Origin of the sequence: Micromonospora sp. U56 (assembly GCF_018070095.1) — a bacterium.
In the GTDB taxonomy this organism is placed as follows: domain Bacteria; phylum Actinomycetota; class Actinomycetes; order Mycobacteriales; family Micromonosporaceae; genus Micromonospora; species Micromonospora purpureochromogenes.
On record NZ_JAGPYL010000033.1, the window covers coordinates 21,318 to 37,659 of the forward strand.

The 16,342-nt window shown below is 72.7% G+C and carries 14 protein-coding genes and 1 pseudogene; 10 read left to right on the forward strand and 5 right to left on the reverse strand.

The annotated features are described in order from the left end of the window. Positions 1 to 31 precede the first annotated feature (31 nt). From KBX37_RS14075 to KBX37_RS14085, 3 genes are all read left to right on the forward strand, one after another. The gene (locus KBX37_RS14075; protein ID WP_210776340.1) at positions 32 to 778 is read left to right on the forward strand and encodes a hypothetical protein; all 747 of its coding nucleotides are present in this window, start codon (positions 32 to 34) and stop codon (positions 776 to 778) included. After that, positions 775 to 2,019, forward strand: coding sequence for an FAD-binding protein (locus tag KBX37_RS14080; protein ID WP_210776341.1), 1,245 nt, complete (start codon positions 775 to 777; stop codon positions 2,017 to 2,019). Before KBX37_RS14075 ends, KBX37_RS14080 begins: the two co-directional genes overlap by 4 nt. Before the next feature lie 159 nt (positions 2,020 to 2,178). Beyond that, a complete protein-coding gene (locus tag KBX37_RS14085; protein ID WP_210776342.1) occupies positions 2,179 to 3,057 on the forward strand; it encodes an AraC family transcriptional regulator in 879 nt (292 codons plus the stop codon). Between the two features lie 51 nt (positions 3,058 to 3,108). Here KBX37_RS14085 and KBX37_RS14090 read toward each other — a convergent pair whose 3' ends face one another. Then, entirely contained in the window at positions 3,109 to 3,591 is a 483-nt protein-coding gene (locus KBX37_RS14090; protein ID WP_307849065.1) for an anthrone oxygenase family protein, read from the reverse strand. Next, positions 3,588 to 3,974: a nuclear transport factor 2 family protein gene (locus KBX37_RS14095; protein ID WP_210776343.1), complete on the reverse strand. Its 387-nt coding sequence runs from the start codon at positions 3,972 to 3,974 to the stop codon at positions 3,588 to 3,590. The genes KBX37_RS14090 and KBX37_RS14095 overlap by 4 nt, the downstream gene beginning before the upstream one ends. Before the next feature lie 61 nt (positions 3,975 to 4,035). Here KBX37_RS14095 and KBX37_RS14100 point away from each other — a divergent pair, with 61 nt between their 5' ends. Next, a complete protein-coding gene (locus KBX37_RS14100; RefSeq protein ID WP_307849066.1) occupies positions 4,036 to 4,650 on the forward strand; it encodes a TetR family transcriptional regulator in 615 nt (204 codons plus the stop codon). Here the strand turns inward: KBX37_RS14100 and KBX37_RS14105 are convergent. Together KBX37_RS14105 and KBX37_RS14110 are read right to left on the reverse strand one after the other, a co-directional pair. Beyond that, positions 4,647 to 5,789 (reverse strand): site-2 protease family protein, encoded by a 1,143-nt coding sequence (locus tag KBX37_RS14105; RefSeq protein ID WP_210776344.1) that lies wholly within the window; start codon positions 5,787 to 5,789, stop codon positions 4,647 to 4,649. The genes KBX37_RS14100 and KBX37_RS14105 overlap by 4 nt on opposite strands. Before the next feature lie 46 nt (positions 5,790 to 5,835). Then, a complete protein-coding gene (locus tag KBX37_RS14110; RefSeq protein ID WP_210776345.1) occupies positions 5,836 to 6,696 on the reverse strand; it encodes a hypothetical protein in 861 nt (286 codons plus the stop codon). Between the two features lie 67 nt (positions 6,697 to 6,763). Here KBX37_RS14110 and KBX37_RS14115 point away from each other — a divergent pair, with 67 nt between their 5' ends. Further along, positions 6,764 to 7,063, forward strand: coding sequence for a hypothetical protein (locus tag KBX37_RS14115; protein WP_210776346.1), 300 nt, complete (start codon positions 6,764 to 6,766; stop codon positions 7,061 to 7,063). A gap of 44 nt (positions 7,064 to 7,107) precedes the next feature. Here KBX37_RS14115 and KBX37_RS14120 read toward each other — a convergent pair whose 3' ends face one another. After that, positions 7,108 to 7,881 carry a hypothetical protein gene (locus tag KBX37_RS14120; RefSeq protein ID WP_210776347.1) on the reverse strand — a complete coding sequence of 258 codons (774 nt, stop codon included), beginning with the start codon at positions 7,879 to 7,881 and terminating at the stop codon, positions 7,108 to 7,110. Positions 7,882 to 8,066: 185 nt separating this feature from the next. Here KBX37_RS14120 and KBX37_RS34450 point away from each other — a divergent pair. The 5 genes and pseudogenes from KBX37_RS34450 to KBX37_RS34460 form a co-directional block, all read left to right on the forward strand. Continuing rightward, a pseudogene (locus tag KBX37_RS34450) lies at positions 8,067 to 8,384 on the forward strand (NERD domain-containing protein); the annotation flags it as partial. Positions 8,385 to 8,922: 538 nt separating this feature from the next. Beyond that, entirely contained in the window at positions 8,923 to 12,183 is a 3,261-nt protein-coding gene (gene pglW / locus KBX37_RS14125; protein ID WP_307849069.1) for a BREX system serine/threonine kinase PglW, read from the forward strand. 91 nt (positions 12,184 to 12,274) lie between these two features. After that, positions 12,275 to 15,550, forward strand: coding sequence for a DEAD/DEAH box helicase (locus KBX37_RS35450; RefSeq protein ID WP_210776348.1), 3,276 nt, complete (start codon positions 12,275 to 12,277; stop codon positions 15,548 to 15,550). A gap of 64 nt (positions 15,551 to 15,614) precedes the next feature. After that, positions 15,615 to 15,896, forward strand: coding sequence for a hypothetical protein (locus tag KBX37_RS14135; protein WP_210776349.1), 282 nt, complete (start codon positions 15,615 to 15,617; stop codon positions 15,894 to 15,896). Beyond that, on the forward strand, positions 15,893 to 16,303 hold the full coding sequence (locus KBX37_RS34460) for a hypothetical protein (RefSeq protein WP_247657982.1): 411 nt from the start codon (positions 15,893 to 15,895) through the stop codon (positions 16,301 to 16,303). Before KBX37_RS14135 ends, KBX37_RS34460 begins: the two co-directional genes overlap by 4 nt. Positions 16,304 to 16,342: the final 39 nt, after the last annotated feature.

Consider the following 16,342-nt stretch of genomic DNA (forward strand, 5'->3'; position numbering starts at 1 on the left):
ACTCCGACACGATCGCGGACGGGGGTACGACGTGGAACTGCACCGTAGGCCGGGCCGGCTGCTGCTGCCGGCGATCTGCATCCTGGCCGGGATCGTCCTGCTGACGCTCGGTGACGGCGGTGGGCTGCTGCGGACCCTGGTGGCCCTCGGCGGGATCGCGCTCGGCGTGGTGGTGCTCGTCGGCGCGCTGCGGCCGTTCCGGTTCGTCGTCGACGCCGACGGCCTGACCGTCCGGCGGCCGGGCCTGCGCCGGACGATCCGCTGGCCGGAGCTGGCCGCGGTGGTGCTCGACCAGCCGGCGCCCCGCTCCGGCGTACCGGCCGCGCTGCGCCTGCTCGCCGTGCCGGCCACCGGCGCCGGAATCGGCCCGCTGGACGCCCGGCACCCGCTCGACGAGCGTCCGGCGGTCGAGCTGCTCGACCTCGCCGGGATCCGGGAGTCGCCGGGGGAGATCGCGGCGACACTCGCCCGGTACGCCGGCGAGCGCTTCCTCGACGCCCGCGCGCTGCGCCGGGCCGCCTTCGCCGACCTCGACTTCGCCGTCGGCCTGCGCGGCTACCGGGTCGACGTGGTCGACGCGCTGATCCGGGGCGGGCAGGACGCCCTCGCCTCGGGCGACCCGACCCGGCGCCGCTCGGCCCGGGCCGAGATCGACCAGGCCCGGCGGGCCGGCCTGCCGGTCGACCTGCGCGGCTACAGCACCCTCCAGGTGGACGAGGCGCTGGACGCCCTCGGCGCGGCGCTGGCCGACGAGCCCGCCGAACGGGAGCCCTCGTGACCGACGTCGCGCGCCGCAACTGGGCCGGCAACGTCGCGTACGCCGCCCGCCGCTTCCACCGGCCGTCCAACTTGGACGAGCTGCGTCGGCTGGTGGCCGGCAGCGACCGGATCCGGGCGGCCGGCACCGGGCACTCCTTCAACCGGCTCGGTGACACCACCGGTGACCTGGTCTCCCTCGCCGGGCTGCCGCCGACCGTCGAGGTCGACCGGGAACGCGGCACGGTCACCGTCGCCGCCGCCCTGCGGTACGGGGATCTGGCGACCCGGCTGCACGCCGAGGGGCTGGCCGTGGCCAACCTCGCCTCCCTGCCGCACATCTCGGTGGCCGGGTCGGTGGCGACCGGCACCCACGGCTCCGGCGACGGGAACCGCAACCTGGCCGCCGCCGTGGCCGCGCTGGAACTCGTCACCGCCGACGGTGACCTGCTCACCGTGAGCCGGGCCGACGGTGACCGGTTCGCCGGCATGGTGGTCTCGCTCGGCGCGCTCGGCGTCGTCACCCGGGTCACCCTGGACGTGGTGCCGACCTTCGCGATCCGCCAGTACGTCCGCCGCGACCTGCCCGCCGACCGGCTCGACACGGCGTTCGCCTCGGCGTACAGCGTCAGCGGGTTCACCACCTGGCGGTCGGCGACCGTCGACCAGGTCTGGCGCAAGCAGCTCGCCGACCAGCCGCCGCCCCCGCCGGACTGGCTCGGCACCACCGCCGCCGAGGCCCCGCTGCACCCGGTGCCCGGCCTGGACCCGGTGCACTGCACCGCCCAGCTGGGCGAGCCCGGCCCGTGGCACGAGCGGCTGCCGCACTTCCGGCTCGGCTTCACCCCGAGCAGTGGCGACGAACTCCAGTCCGAGTACCACCTGCCCCGCGCCGCGGCGGCCGGCGCGCTGGCCGCGCTGGACCGGATGCGGGACCGGATCGCCGCCGTGCTCCAGATCTCCGAACTGCGCACGATCGCCGCCGACGACCTCTGGCTCAGCCCGAACCACGGGCGCGACAGCCTGGCGATCCACTTCACCTGGGTCGACGACGCGGCGGCGGTGCTGCCGGTGCTGGCCGAGGTGGAACAGCGGCTGGCCCCCTTCGCGCCCCGCCCGCACTGGGGCAAGGTCTTCACGCTGGACCGGTCCTCGGTGGCCGCCGCCTTCGGCCGGTACGCCGACTTCGCCGCACTGCTGACCGAGCTGGACCCGACCGGAAAGTTCCGCACCGGCCTGCTCGACCGCTACTTCCCGCGCTGACGGGCCGGCGGGGCGACCGGCGTCGACCCGGTGCGGGGTGCGCTGCCCGGGCCGGGACGCCCGGCCGAGGTCGAGCGGACCCGACCGGAGCGGGCAGGGGATGTCGGGTCGGGCACCCACCGGTCGGCCTAGCGTCGAGGCACACGGGAAGGAGACCAGGTGCTGGAGCGGCTGAACGAGGCCATGGCCCACATCGAGCGCCACCTCGACCAGCGGATCGAGGCCGCCGAGCTGGCGCGGATCGCCCTCACGTCGGAGTACCACTTCCGGCGGATGTTCTCCGCGCTGGCCGGGATGCCGCTGTCCGAGTACGTCCGCCGCCGCCGGCTGACGGTGGCCGCGGCCGAGGTGACGGCCGGCGAGCGGACGCTGCTCGACATCGCGGTCCGGCACGGGTACGGCTCGACCGAGGCGTTCACCCGGGCGTTTCGCGCGCTGCACGGGGTCGGGCCCGGCGAGGCCCGGCGGACCGGCGCGGCGCTGCGCTCGCAGCAGCGGTTGTCCTTCCGCCTCGTCGTCGAAGGGAGTGGCAGCATGCGTTATCGGGTCGTGGAGAAGCCGGAGTTCCGGCTGGTGGGTCGGCGGGCCCGGGTGCCCCTGGTGCACCAGGGGATGAACCCGGCGATCGTGGAGTTCATCCGGGGCATCCCGAAGGAGACGGTCGCCCGGATCGCGGCCCTGTCGGACCAGGAGCCGGCCGGGATCGTCAACGTCAGCGACAAGGTGGCCGACGACCGGGCCGAGGGCAGCGAGCTGGACTACTGGCACGGGGTGGTCACCGGGGCGGACGCCCCGGCCGACCTGGACTCGACGACCGTGCCGGCGGGGACGTGGGCGGTCTTCGAGACCGCCGGCGAGTTCCCGGCCGCGGTGCAGGAGTTGTGGCGGGACGTGTTCACCCAGTGGTTCCCGTCCAACGCCTACCGCAGCCGCCCCGGGCCGGAGATCTCCCGGAACCGGATCTCGGCGGACGGCACGCAGGTGGACGCCGAGCTGTGGATCCCGGTGGAGCGCGCCGTGCCGACCAAGGCGTCGTAGTCGGACGGGCGCACCGCGCTGCCGGCGTGGCCGGCGGCGCGGTGGACCGTCTCACCGCGACGGCCGCACCCACGGGGTGACCAGGGTGAGCAGCAGCAGGAACGCCACCAGGGCGGCGACGGTCCGGACGTCGTTGAACAGCTCCCAGCGGCGCAGGATCGCCGCGTGGTCGGGCGGGGCCGAGGTGACCGCCCACACCTTGATCCGGCCGTTGATCGGCACGTTGCCGAACCGGGTGACCAGGAACGAGGTCGCCACCAGCGCGGACGCGACGGCGGCCAGTCGCCGGGCGGCGCCGCGCAGCAGCACGGCCAGTGCCAGCGAGCTGAGCAGCGCCAGGCCCATGGTGGTCTGCATGACCGGGCCGTTCATCGTCATCAGCGCGGTGTGGAAGGTGAGCCGGACGTCCAGCGGTACGGCCTTGAAGGTCTGCGCGACGTTGACCGCGCCGTAGCCGAACGCCCCGGCGAGCAGGCCGGTGAAGAGCAGCGCGAGCGTGCGTACGGCGGGAACCAGCCGCGGGCGGTCGGTCACGACGTCCGCCCTGCCGGGAGGGTCCGGGTGAGCTGGTCGACGCGGCGCAGCCGGCCGTCGGGCGCGAGTCGGCCGAAGAGGTGGATGTCGCTCACCACCGGGCGGCCGCGCGCGACGGCGTGCAGGGTGTAACGGGCCGCGACCCGGTCACCGCAGATCAGCGTGTCGTGGATGTCGAGGTGGCACTCGGTCACCGTGCGACGGGCCGGTCGCGCGTGGTCGATCAGCCGTTGCCGGTCGAGGTGCAGACCGTCGTTGAGCCAGGCGACATCCGGGGTGTGGTACCGGTCCAGGACGATGCCGGGATCTTCCTGGCCGAAGGCCATCTCCTCGACATAGGTCCGTAGGTAACCGGCGAGGTCGTTGCCGGGCAGCGCTGTCATGTCGCCCCCTTAGCCTTGACGATGCCGTAAAGGCTAAGGGGTGCCTGTAGCGTTGACAAGCGTGTCAGAGGTTGATTCCGGTGCGCGCTCGCGACGGATGCGTGCCGAGGGGCGGCGCAGCGTCGCCGCGATCCTCAACGCGGCGGTGCGCATCCTCGGCGAACGGCCGCAGGCCAGCATGGACGAGGTGGCGAGCGGGGCCGGGGTCTCCCGGCAGACCGTCTACGCCCATTTCCCGTCCCGCGACGCGCTGCTCGGCGCCGTGGCCCGCCGGCTCACCGCGCAGGCCGTGGCGGCGCTGGACGCCGCCCAGCTCGACCAGGGCCCGGCCGCCGAGGCGCTGCTGCGGCTGCTCGACGTCAACTGGCGGACCTTCGCGCATTTTCCGCTGCTGAGCACCGTCCCCGAGGCCGACGCGGCGGAACTGCACGTGCCGGTGTTCGAACGGCTGGAACGGCTGATCAGGCGAGGGCAGCGCGCCGGAGAGTTCGACCCGGGCGTCACGCCGGCCTGGCTGATCGCGGCCACCGTCGCCCTCGGGCACACCGCCGGGAACGAGGTCGCCGCCGGCCGGATGTCCGCCGCCGACGCCGAGGCCGCGCTGCGGGCGAGCGTCCTGCGGGTGTACGGGGCCACCCCGACCCGCCCGACCCGCGGCGGGGAACCGGCGGCCTAGTGCCGGCTGCCGGCCAACTGGTCGCGCAGGCTGCCGCGCTGCACCGCCCGGCTGATGTCGCTGGGCGAGACGATGCCGACCAGCCGCTGGTCGGTGACCACCAGCGCCCGCCCGTCGGCGCACTCGCTGAGCCGGGGGAGCAGGTCGTTGAGCTGCTCCTCCGGCCGGGCGAGCACCAGGTCCTCGGCCCGACAGGAGACCTCGGCCAGGGTGGTGGTGCTGCGGCGGTCGGCCGGGATGCCGCGTACCCGGTCGAGGGTGACCAGGCCGACCGGCCGGCCCTCCTCGGTCAGCGGCAGCGCGGTGTGCCGGTACGCGAACAGGTAGTGGTCGACGAAGTCGGCCACCGTCATCTCCGCCGACGCGGTCTGCGGCTGCGGAGTCATCACGTCGCCGACCCGTACGCCGTGCAGGGCGCTGCCCATCCGGGCCTGGCGTTCCTCCATGCCGGCCGCGCCGATCAAGAACCAGCCGATCAGCGCCAGCCAGAGCCCGCCCACGCCGAAGCCGGTCAGGAACTGCACCAGCCCCAGACCGATCAGCAGCGCGCCGAGGACCCAGCCGGCCCGGGCGGCCACCACGGAGGCCTTCGTCCGGTCGCCGGTGGCCTTCCACACCGCGGCGCGCAGCAGCCGGCCGCCGTCCAGCGGCGCGGCCGGCAGCACGTTGAAGATCGCCAGCAGCACGTTGATGCCGGCCAGCCAGGCCAGCGAGCCGAGCAGCAGGCCGCGCTGCCCGGCCAGCGCGAGCACCGCGGCGATGGCGCCGAAGAAGAGCCCGAGCAGCAGGCTCACCAGCGGCCCCACCCCGGCGATGCGCAGCTCCGCGCCCGGGTTCTTCGCCTCGCCGCGCAGCTCCGCCACGCCGCCGAAGAGCCACAGCGTGATCCCCTCGACGTGCAGGCCGTTGCGCTTGGCGACGACCGCGTGGGAGATCTCGTGGGCGAGCAGGCCGAGGAAGAAGACGACCGCGGCGGCCAGCCCGGCCAGCACGTACGCGGCCGTGGAGCGGCCCGGGTACGCCTCGGGGAACTGGTTGGCCGACAGCGCCCAGGCGATCAGCAGGAAGATGACCAGGACGCTCCAGTTGACCCCGACGGGTACCCCCGCGATCCGGCCAAGCCGGAAACTCGCCCTCATGAGTCGGTGATACCCCAGGTGAGTGAATCCATGCCAGTGCAGAAGGTCACTGTCTGACCGCTTCGCCGTGCCGAGCGAACAGGTTCGTGAGTTCCACCCGCCCTCGCCGGACCACGTTGACCAGTGGGGCCAGGTCGAGACCGTGCGGTAGCGGCATGTCGGTGATCAGGTCTCGCACGCCGAATGGCCGGTGCAGCCAGCGGTGCAGCGCCCTGCGGTCGACGGCGGCGTCCAGGTCGTCCGAGACGGTCCAGACATCCTTCGCGTACGGCGTGTCGTCGCTGTCCAGGGCGGTGAGGAGACCCGAGCGGTGCACCAGGCACGGATAACAGTGGCCGCAGTGCAGCTCGGGTTGGTCTCTTGGCGGGTGGCCGCAACTGAGGGTGAGGCCGGTCAAGGCCGCCGCTGGCATCCCAGCATCGAGCGCCCGCAGGCACACCTCGCCCTTCGTCAGGTGCAGGTACGGGTTGACGACGGCGACCGGGCCGCCCAGCGCGCGGATCAACTCGTTCAGCAGGCTCAGCGTGTAGGGGTGCACCGATCGGGTGGAGCAGGCGGCGACCCGGGCCGGTGTCAGCGCCGGGTTGAGTGCCAGTTGGCCGTTTTCCGGCACCGCGACCTGCGGGACGTCATGGGCGGCGGCGAGATAGACGGCGGTCGCCACATAGAGCAACCCTCGGGTACGCGCCGACGGTTCGAGTTCCCGCTGCTGGGCCCGGACCTGCTGTGACGTCTTGAACTGCCTGATGTTCCTGCGTGAAGAGTTGCGGATGGTGGTGAGGACGCGCTCCTGCTGCATCCCCCACTGCGGCTCGTAGTACGAGACGGCCAGGAGGTCGCCCCCCGACACCCGGGACCGCTCGGCTGCGTATGCGGAGGAGTCCAGTCCGCCGGAGAAGAGGGCCACCTCCTCGACCGGCGGGCCTGCCAGGACGCGGCCCTGTTGCGGCCATGCGACCGCCCCCCGGGTGTACGTGGATCGTCCAGCGGTCGGCGGTGAGGGTCTCGGTGAGCTGGGACAGCAGCTCACCCGCTCTGCCTGTCCAAGCATCAACCTCCGTCACCTGTACGGACAAATCAATTTGCCGGGTCCAGCTGTCGTCGGCATCGAACCGAAGGGACAGTTTGTCAGCCAGATAGATCGCCCGGGCGACCTGCAGCAGGTCCTGCGCCCAGATGGGGTGGTCCCGGTTCACCTCGGCGATCTGTTGCAGCCGCTGGTCTGCCTGCGCGAGGAGGCTCCGATCGATTGGGTCTCGGCCAGGCTCGACTGATGGCTGGCCGTTGGTCGTGTAGTGGTAGGCGTAGCGAGCCGGGCTCATGCCACCAACTCCAGACCGGTGTCCCCGAGGCCCAGCGCATCGGTGACGGTGTCCGCGAGCAGGTTTCGGGCGACCTCCGCGAGGCGTGGTCGTTCGGGCTCGCGTGCCGTGGCTTCCGCACATGGGTCGGGCAACACTCTGACGATCTGATCGGCGACGAAGCCGGCGACCGTGTCGGTGGGGTCGAGCAGAACCAGCGCCGGCATGGCGAGCTTGATGTTCTCCGCGATCAGGATGTGTACGAATTCACCGACCAACTCCCCGAAGAACAACCGGTAGAGGGTGCAGAACAGTTCGCCGGTGACCCGTTGCGGACGGGCTGGATCGGCGAGCGGGCCGCCGGGGGCGATCAGGCGTTCGGCGCTGCGCCGCGCGGCACGCCAGGCGGCGGCATCCACGATGAGTCGGCCGTCGCCGCAGACCTCGGTGACGAAACGGTGCACGAATTGGTCGGCAGGGGTGGTTGAGGTCAAGTTCTGAAGGTGTCGGAGCATCGGGGGGTCGGGCCGGCGCAGGTCGTCAAGGGCGGCGACGAGACGCCTCCCGGCGTCCTGTGCCGCGTCGCGGAGGCCGAATCGCTCCGGGTCTTCAAGGAGCGCGTCGCGCAGTGCAATCCGGAACTGCGCCGCTACCTCCTCCGCGGCACGCTGGTCGTCCTCGGTCAGCGAGTTGGGCCGGCTGTCCGCGTCGGGCGTCCACCTGGTCAACCGGCCTTTCGCGCCGGTCCATCCGCCCTTCTTGGGGCCGAGCAAACGGGTCGACGTGCCCAAGGCGACCTCCCGGAGGGGACGGGAAAGTGCGTAGATCGGAGTCTATTGACGCGGAAAGTGTTCGGACAAGTGCGGAACGTGTCCGGCGAGCGCGGGGATCAGTGGCGTTCCGCTGATCAGGCATGTGAGCGGTAGGGTGCGAGACCTGAGCCGGAACGGGATGGCCAGGGTGGAGGGGTCGGCGCATGCGTGAGGATTCGCCGCGCTGGGAGCAGATCAACGCCAGCTCCTACACCTGGGAACAGGACGGCCTGCGCGAGCTGGCCAGCTACCTGCCCGATGCCGACCCGTACCACGGCTGGGCGAACGTCGAGTTCGTCGGCGCCGACGGCTCGATCAACGAGGTCGACGCCCTGGTGCTGACCCCCAGCGGGCTCTACGTGCTGGAGCTGAAGCACTGGCAGGGCGAGATCCGTAGCGACGGGACCCAGTGGCTGCGCCGGGCACCCAACTCCCGGCTCATCCCGGAGGACAACCCGTACATCCTGGCCAAGCGGCTGGCCAGCCTGATCCGGTACTACGCCCGCCAGAACGGCCGCGAGGGGCAGGCGCCCTACGTCGGCGCAGCGGTGTTCATGCATGCCCGCGCAATGCGGGCGAGTCTGGACGCCATCGGCGGCCAGCACGTCTACGGGCTGGAGGGGCACGATTCGGGGCTGCCCGGCCTGAAGGAGCTGCTGCGGACTCCGCCCCGCAACCCGGCGCACCGGGTGGACGAGGCGCGCGGCCGGCAGATCGTCGACCTGGTGCGCGGCGCCAAGATCCGGCCGTCGGTGGCGGACCGTAAGGTCGGGCAACTGCTGCTGCACCCGAAGCCGTTCGCCGAGGGGCTCGGCTGGCAGGATTTCCTCGCCGGGCACGCGCTGGACACCTCGCTGGTGCGGCGGGTGCGGTTCTACCTGACCAGCCGGGCCGCCGAGCACGAGGTGCCGGCGATCCGCAGGGCGGCGGAGCGGGAGTTCCGCCTGTTGCAGGGCATCCACCACCCGGGGGTGGCCCCGGGCGCACGACCTGGTCGAGCACGCCTGGGGCCCGGCGGTCATCTTCGACCACCAGCCGGACTGGGTACGCCTCGACCAGTGGCTGCTGCGCCGGGGCGACTCGCTGACCCCGGCCCAGCGGCTGCACCTGGTGCAGGATCTCGCCGAGATCATCGACTACGCGCACTCCCGCCGGCTGGCCCACCGCGCGCTGTCGCCACGCGCGGTCTACGTCGGTGACCCGGACGGGCCGCGCCCGACGCTGGTGGTGACCGACTGGCAGACCGGCGGGCGACTGGCGGGCACCACCCAGCTCACCCGGCTCGGCCCGTCGAGCGATCCGGCCAGCCTGGAGCTGTTCTTCGACGACGAGGTCCGCCGCTACCAGGCGCCGGAGGCCGAGAACGCCACCCGCCTGCCCGGTCACCAGCTCGACGTCTTCTCCCTCGGTGCGCTGGCATACCGGATCTTCACCGGGACGGCGCCGGCCGCCACGCCGGAGGAGTTGGTCAGCGCGGTCCGGGACAGCGGCCTGCACGTGGACGCGGCGGTCGACGGCATGCCGCACACCCTGGTCACCCTGGTCTACGACGCGACCCGTGGCGACCCGGCGCACCGGCTGCCCAGCGTCTTTCGGTTCCACCAGGATCTGGAGAAGGTCTGGGACGAACTGACCGCTCCGGAGCCGGAACCGGTGGCCGATCCGCTCTCGGCTCACCGGGGTGACCTGCTCGACGGTGGCCTGGAGGTGAAGGACCGGCTCGGCTCGGGTGCCACGGCCGTCGCCCTGCTGGTCACCCGGGACGGGGAGTCCCGCGAGCTGGTGTTGAAGGTGGCCCGCGACGAGCAGCACGAGGAACGGCTGACCGCGGAGGCGCGTACCCTCGCGCAGTTGAAGCATCCCCAGGTGGCCGCGCTGGTCGACGGTCCGGTGCGGGTCGGCGGCCGGACCGCCCTGCTGATGGAGAGCGCCGGTCAGCGGAGCCTGGCCGAGGAGTTGCGCGGCGGCCGGCTCGCGCTGGACCTGCTGGAGCGGTACGGGCGGGACCTGCTCGACATCGTCAACTACCTCGACGGCCAGGGTGTCTGGCACCGTGACCTGAAGCCGGCCAACCTGGCGGCCCGGCCGAGGCCGAAGGACAAGCAGCCGCACCTGTGCGTCTTCGACTTCTCGCTCTCCTCCGCGCCGGCGGACCAGCTCGGCGCGGGCACCGTCGGCTACCTCGATCCGTTCCTCGGGCCGCCGCGCCGGCTGCGCTACGACGCGGCGGCCGAGCGGTTCGCAGCGGCGATCGTCCTCTACGAGATGGCGACGGGCGTGCTGCCCCGGTGGGGCGACAACGCGAACCCGGCCGCCGTCAGCGACGAGGTCACCCTCGATCCGGCGGCGTTCGACCCTGCGGTCGCCGACCGGCTGGTGGAGTTCTTCGGCCGGGCGCTGGCCCGGGACGCGGCGGCCCGGTTCGACACGGTCGACGAGATGACCGATGCCTGGCGGGCGATCTTCCAGCAGATCCCGCAGCCGGCCGTGACTCCGGTCGGCCCGGTGCCGCCGGTGGTGGGGCTGACCCGTGAGTCGCCGCTCGAGGTCACCGAGCTGACCGCCCGGGCGCGCTCGGCGCTGGAGCGGCTCGGCATGCACACCGTCGGCGAGCTGCTGGACGCCGAACCGTCGGCGCTGACCCGGGCCAAGGGCGTGCCGGACGCCACCCGCAAGGAGATCCTCGCCCAGGCGCGAGCGCTGCGCGCCGTGCTGCCCGGCGGCAGCGAGCCGGTCACTGAGGAACAGCCGCAGGCGCAGGGCGTGGAAGCGCTCTGCGCGACCCTGCTGCCCGCCCCGACCTCCCGCAACCATCGGACGCTGGCCGTGCTGCTCGGGCAGACACCCACCGACGACGGCACGTTCCTGTGCTGGCCGGCGCAGAGTGAGGCAGCCCGGGCCACCGGCCGCAGCCAGCCGCAGATCTCCAAGCTGCTCAACGCACAGGCCAGGACGTGGCTGGGAGTGCCGGCGCTGGAGGCGGTGCGCAACGAGATCGTGGCGCTGCTCGACGCCCGCGGCGCGGTGATGTCCGCTGAGGAGCTGGCCCAGGCGCTGATCGCCGCCCGGGGCTCCTACACGACCATGCCGAAGCGGCTGCCGCAGGCGGTGGGGCTGGTCCGCGCCGCCGTCGAGGCCGAGCTGAGCACCGGCGGGGACGCCCGGGTGGCCATCCACCGGTTCCGCACCTCCGGCACCGTCCTGGTCGGCCGGGAACCGGACGATCCGGCGTCCGACGTCACCGCCGCCGACTTCCTCGGGTACGTGGTGGAGCTGGGCGGCCGGGCCGCCGAGCTGGCCGCCGCCGACCCCCTGCCGACCCGGCAACGAGCCGTCGAGGAGCTGCGCCGGCTGCCCGTACCGGCCGGGATGGCGGCCGTGGCCGACCTGCGGCTGTTGCAGCTCGCGGCGGCCGGCAGCAGCGACCGGGTCGACGTCAACGCGCAGGGGCAGCTCTACCCGGTGGGGATGCCGGCGGAGCGGGCACTGCGGTTGTCGATGGGCAGCCTGATCGGCCAGCGGCTCAGCGAGGACCAGATCCGTGACCGGGTGCACAGCCGCTTCCCGCAGGCCGAGCGGGTGCCGAACCGGCCCACGCTGAACGACCTGCTCGCGGCGGCCGAGGTGCCGCTGACCTGGCACTCGAACGACCGGGTGTACGGGCCGGCGATCACGGCGGCGTCGGTGACCGGTACCCGAATGGCGAGCACCCATGCCCCGCTGCTCGGGCTCACCGCCGCCGACGAGGTGGGGGACAAACTCGCCTCGGCCATCGAGCGGCGGGCCTTCCTCGCAGTGCTGGCGCCGCTGCGCCGGCTCGGCCCGGCCCGGCGGGCGCTGCTGGCCCGGCTGCCGCTGACCGAGGTGGACGTCACGGCGATCCTGCTGGATCGGCTGCGCGCACTGGGCTTCCCCTGGGAGGCGATCCTGGCGGCCGACAACGGCTCGCCGCTGGACGCCGACTTCCGTAGCCTGGTGGACCTGGTCCGGCACCAGGTGGTCCCGGCGGTCAGTGCGGCGATCGCCGCCGCCGACGGGCCGGTGCTGATCACCGAGGCGGCGCCGCTGGCCCGGTACGGGCAGCTCGGGCTGCTCCAGGAGCTGGCCGACCCGACCCGACCCCGGCCGGCGGCCCGGCTGCTGCTGGTGCCGGCGCGGCGACCCGAGCCGGCGGTGCTGGACGGGGTGCAGCTGCCGCTGACTTCGCCGGCCAGCCAGTCGCTGTGGCTCGCCAACGACTGGATCGAGTCGTCGGGCCGGGCGGCGTCGCCGACGGGTTGAGCGGGCGGTGCGGTGACGCTCGCCTGTCGAATGGCGGCTACCGTTGCTGGCGCGCGGGAACGGTGATTCAGCGAAGGGGTCGAATCAAGTCATGGCAAAGCTCGCGTTGAGTCCGGCCGAGGCCGCGCTATATGAGCTTGTCGGCACCCGGACCTTCGTACGGGCACGGCAGCTGCTCGAGCGCGGGGAACTGGTCGACGTGCAGTGGGATCCGGAGACCGGCCAGGGGCACGGGCGGCTCGACGGCAGCGGAGCCGGACGGGTGGCGGCGACGGTGCGGCTGGGCGCCGACGGCATGGTCGAGGCGATGGATGGTTCCTGCACCTGCGGGGAGGCCGGCTGTGCTCACCCCGCCGCGCTGGTGCTCGCGACGCTCACCGCGGCCGCGCCCCGCAGAAGCCGCCGGGCGCGGCCGGCGGCGAGCTGGGAGCGGGCGGTCTCGGCGCTGGTCCGGGACGTCGCCCCGCCGCCTGCTGTGGTGCAGTCCGAGCCGCCGGGCCTCGGCCTGCAGTTCGACGTCGTCGCCCAGGGCGCGGACGACGCGGCGGGCTTCCTGGTCGAGCTGCGGCCGGTGGTGCCGGGCCGCACCGGCTGGGTGCGGTCCGGGATCAGCTGGTCGACGTTGAGCTACGCCCATCTCGGCCGGTCGAAACTGGTCGAGCGGCACCGGCGACTGCTCGTCGAGATCGCTCGACTGGCGACCACGGACATCGACCTCGGTGGCCACTACTACGGCGGCCAACGGCCGGCGGTCGCGCTGCACGACTTCGCCAGCCGACGAATCTGGGACCTGCTGGCTGAGGCGGACGAGGCCGGGCTGCCGCTGGTGCAGGCCGGCAAGCGCGCCGGGCCGGTCGTGCTGGGCCGTCCGGCCCGCCTCTCGGTGCAGGTCGGCCGGGCCGACGGGGAGTTGTTGCTGGCGCCGACCCTGTCGGCCGGCGGCGCGCCGATCCCCGTGTCGCGCGTGCTCCTCGTCGGCGAACCGGCACACGGCCTCGCCGGTTGGGAGGAGCCAGGTGGGGCCGACGCCCGCCCCGGCGTACCGGCACTCTGGCTGGTGCCGCTGGCCAGGGCGATACCGCCGGAGACGGTGCGGGCGCTCGCCGGGCCGGCGATCCGGATCCCGGCCGCCGAGGAGCAGCGGTTCTTCGACCGCTTCTACCCCGAGCTGCTCCGCCAGGTGGAGGTGCTCGCCGCCGATCCGGCCATCGAGCTTCCGGCGGCCGGGCCGGTCACCCTGACCGCCACGGTGAGCCCCGAGCCCGATCACCGTCTCCGCGTGGGCTGGGAGTGGCACCGGGAGGTCGGTGGCCGGCGCCATCCCGAGCCGCTGCGCGACGGGGTGGCCGCCGTCGCGGATGAGCGCCGCGAGGAGCTGCTGCGGCGGGTCGTCGAGCTGGCCGCCAAGCCGGTGCCCGAGCTTTTGGAGCCGTCGCCGACCGGGCTCCGGCTGGCCGCCTCGGTGAGCCTCGCCGGTGACGCCCTGATCCGGTTCGTCGCCGACGTCATGCCGCGACTGGCCGAGCTCGACGGCGTCGAGCTGGTCGTGCCGCCCGACGGGGCGCTCCCCGACTACCAGGAGACGTACGCCGCGCCGACCATCACCTTCGCGGACGGCGACGGACCCGGCGAGCACGACTGGTTCGACCTGTCGGTGCGGGTCAGCATCGGTGGGGAGGAGGTCGACTTCGTCGAGCTCTTCGCGGCGCTGGCCCAGGAGCAGCAGTTCCTCATCCTGCCCAGCGGCAGCTACTTCACCCTCGAACGACCGGAGTTCCAGCAGCTGCGGGACCTGATCGCCGAGTCGCGGGCGCTCGCGGACGCCCCGCCCGGGGTGCTGCGGGTCGGCCGGTTCCAGGCCGGGCTCTGGGACGAGCTGGCCGAGCTGGGCGAGGTCACCGGTCAGGCCGCGGCCTGGCAGCGGTCCGTACGCGCGCTCAGCGAGGCGGAACCCGCCGCCGAGCAGCAGGTCCCGTCCGGGGTACGGGCGCAGCTGCGCCCGTACCAGCGCGACGGGTTCCGCTGGCTTGCCACCCTGCACGACCACGGCCTCGGCGGTGTCCTCGCCGACGACATGGGGCTCGGCAAGACCCTGCAGACGCTGGCGCTGATCTGCCACGCGCGCGCCGAGGCGCCGTTCCTGGTGGTCGCCCCGGCCAGCGTCGTCGCCAACTGGTCGAGCGAGGCGGCCCGCTTCACGCCGGAGCTGGAGGTCCGGGCGGTCACCCAGACCGCGGCACGGCGTGGCGCCCCCCTTGCCGAGGCGGTGGCCGGTGCGGACATCGTGGTCACCTCGTACACGCTGTTCCGGCTGGAGTACGACGACTACCGCGCCCTCGACTGGGCCGGGCTGATCCTCGACGAGGCGCAGTTCGTCAAGAATTCGCAGTCCCAGGCGCACCGCTGCGCGAAGCTGCTGCCGGCCCCGTTCAAGCTGGCGATCACCGGCACGCCGATGGAGAACCACCTCGGCGAGCTCTGGGCGCTCTGCTCGATCACCGCACCCGGGTTGCTGCCCCGCGCCGACCGGTTCACCGAGTACTACCGCAACCCGATCGAGAAGGAGCGGGACGCGGAGCGGCTCGCCCAGCTGCGCCGCCGGATCCGGCCGCTGATGCTGCGCCGTCGCAAGGCGGACGTGGCCACGGACCTGCCGGCCAAGCAGGAGCAGGTCATCCAGGTGGAGCTGGACCGCCGGCACCGCCGGGTGTATCAGGCGTACCTGCAGCGGGAGCGGCAGAAGGTCCTCGGTCTCCTGGGCGACCTGGAGAAGAACCGGTTCGAGATCTTCCGGTCGTTGACCCTGCTGCGGCAGGCGAGCCTCGACGTGGCGCTGGTCGACCCGGCGCAGCAGAACGTGCCGGCGACCAAGCTGGACGTGCTCACCGAACGTGTCTCCAGCCTGGTCGCGGAGGGGCACCGCAGCCTGGTGTTCAGCCAGTTCACCCGCTTCCTCGACGCGGCCCGGCAGCGGCTGGAGGCGGACGGGATCGGGTGCAGCTATCTGGATGGGAGCACCCGCGACCGGGCCGCGGTGATCGACGAGTTCAAGAACGGCGGCAACCCGGTCTTCCTGATCAGCCTCAAGGCGGGCGGTTTCGGCCTCAACCTCACCGAGGCCGACTACTGCCTGCTGTTGGACCCGTGGTGGAACCCGGCCGCCGAGAACCAGGCAATCGACCGGACGCACCGCATCGGCCAGACCCGCAACGTCATGGTCTACCGGCTGGTCGCCAGGGACACCATCGAGGAGAAGGTGATGGCGTTGCAGGCCCGTAAGGCGGAGCTCTTCAGCAGCGTCCTGGACGGCGGCGAGTTCGCCTCCGCGCAGCTCACCGCAAGCGACATCAGGAGCCTGCTCGAGTGAATGCGACCGCGTGGCGTGACCATCCGGGGGCGCTCAGTCAGTATGCAGCAGGTATGCTCAGAGTATGACGCGCCGCATCACGATCAGTTTGCCCGACGACGTGGCCGCGTACGTCGAGCGCACGCAGGGCAACACGTCCGGTTTCATCGCCGGAGTCCTTCGCCGGAAGATGCGGGCCGACGATCTCCGTGCGCGGTGGGCACAGCTCGGTTATGTGGTCACCGATGAAGACGTGGAGCGGACAAGGGCCCGCCTGGCGGCTCTCCCACCGATCAGTGACGAGCAGCATGCCCGCAATCTCGAGTGGCTTCGTCAGTTCGACGATGAGGGGACCGCAGCCGCGTGAACGGCCTGGTCCTCGACACCTCTGCTCTTCTCGCCTACGCCTCGGGGGCCAGCGTCGAACCTGGTGCCATGCTGACCCTCGCGCAGGAGGATCCGGAGCAGCAGGTGTGGGTCCCCGCCCTCTGCCTGGGGCAGGCGCAGCTCGAACTGGCGGGCACCGCAGCCGCCACCATGCTTGACCTGTTGTTCACGAAGGACCGCGACATCCAGGTAGCGGTCTACGACGCGGCCACGAGCCGACGGGTCGCCCGTATCGCCGCGCGTTCACATGTGTCGTTGGATGTCGCGCACGCTGTCGCGACCGCCGCGCTCTACCGCTGCTATCTGGTCACCCAGGACCCGAAGATCGTGTTGCCGGCGATGCCCCCTGGGCTGGAAATTCTCGATATCAGTCAGACCTGGGACTAACGCTCAGTCGGCATGCCGACAGTGCGTGGATGGTGGTCA

Coding starts and splice junctions, on each gene's coding strand:
- KBX37_RS14095 (WP_210776343.1), bottom strand. CDS start 3,974: ATGACAGCGCTGCCCGGCAACGACCTCGCCGGTTACCTACGGACCTAT.
- KBX37_RS14105 (WP_210776344.1), bottom strand. CDS start 5,789: ATGAGGGCGAGTTTCCGGCTTGGCCGGATCGCGGGGGTACCCGTCGGG.
- KBX37_RS35450 (WP_210776348.1), top strand. CDS start 12,275: ATGGCAAAGCTCGCGTTGAGTCCGGCCGAGGCCGCGCTATATGAGCTT.
- KBX37_RS14135 (WP_210776349.1), top strand. CDS start 15,615: ATGACGCGCCGCATCACGATCAGTTTGCCCGACGACGTGGCCGCGTAC.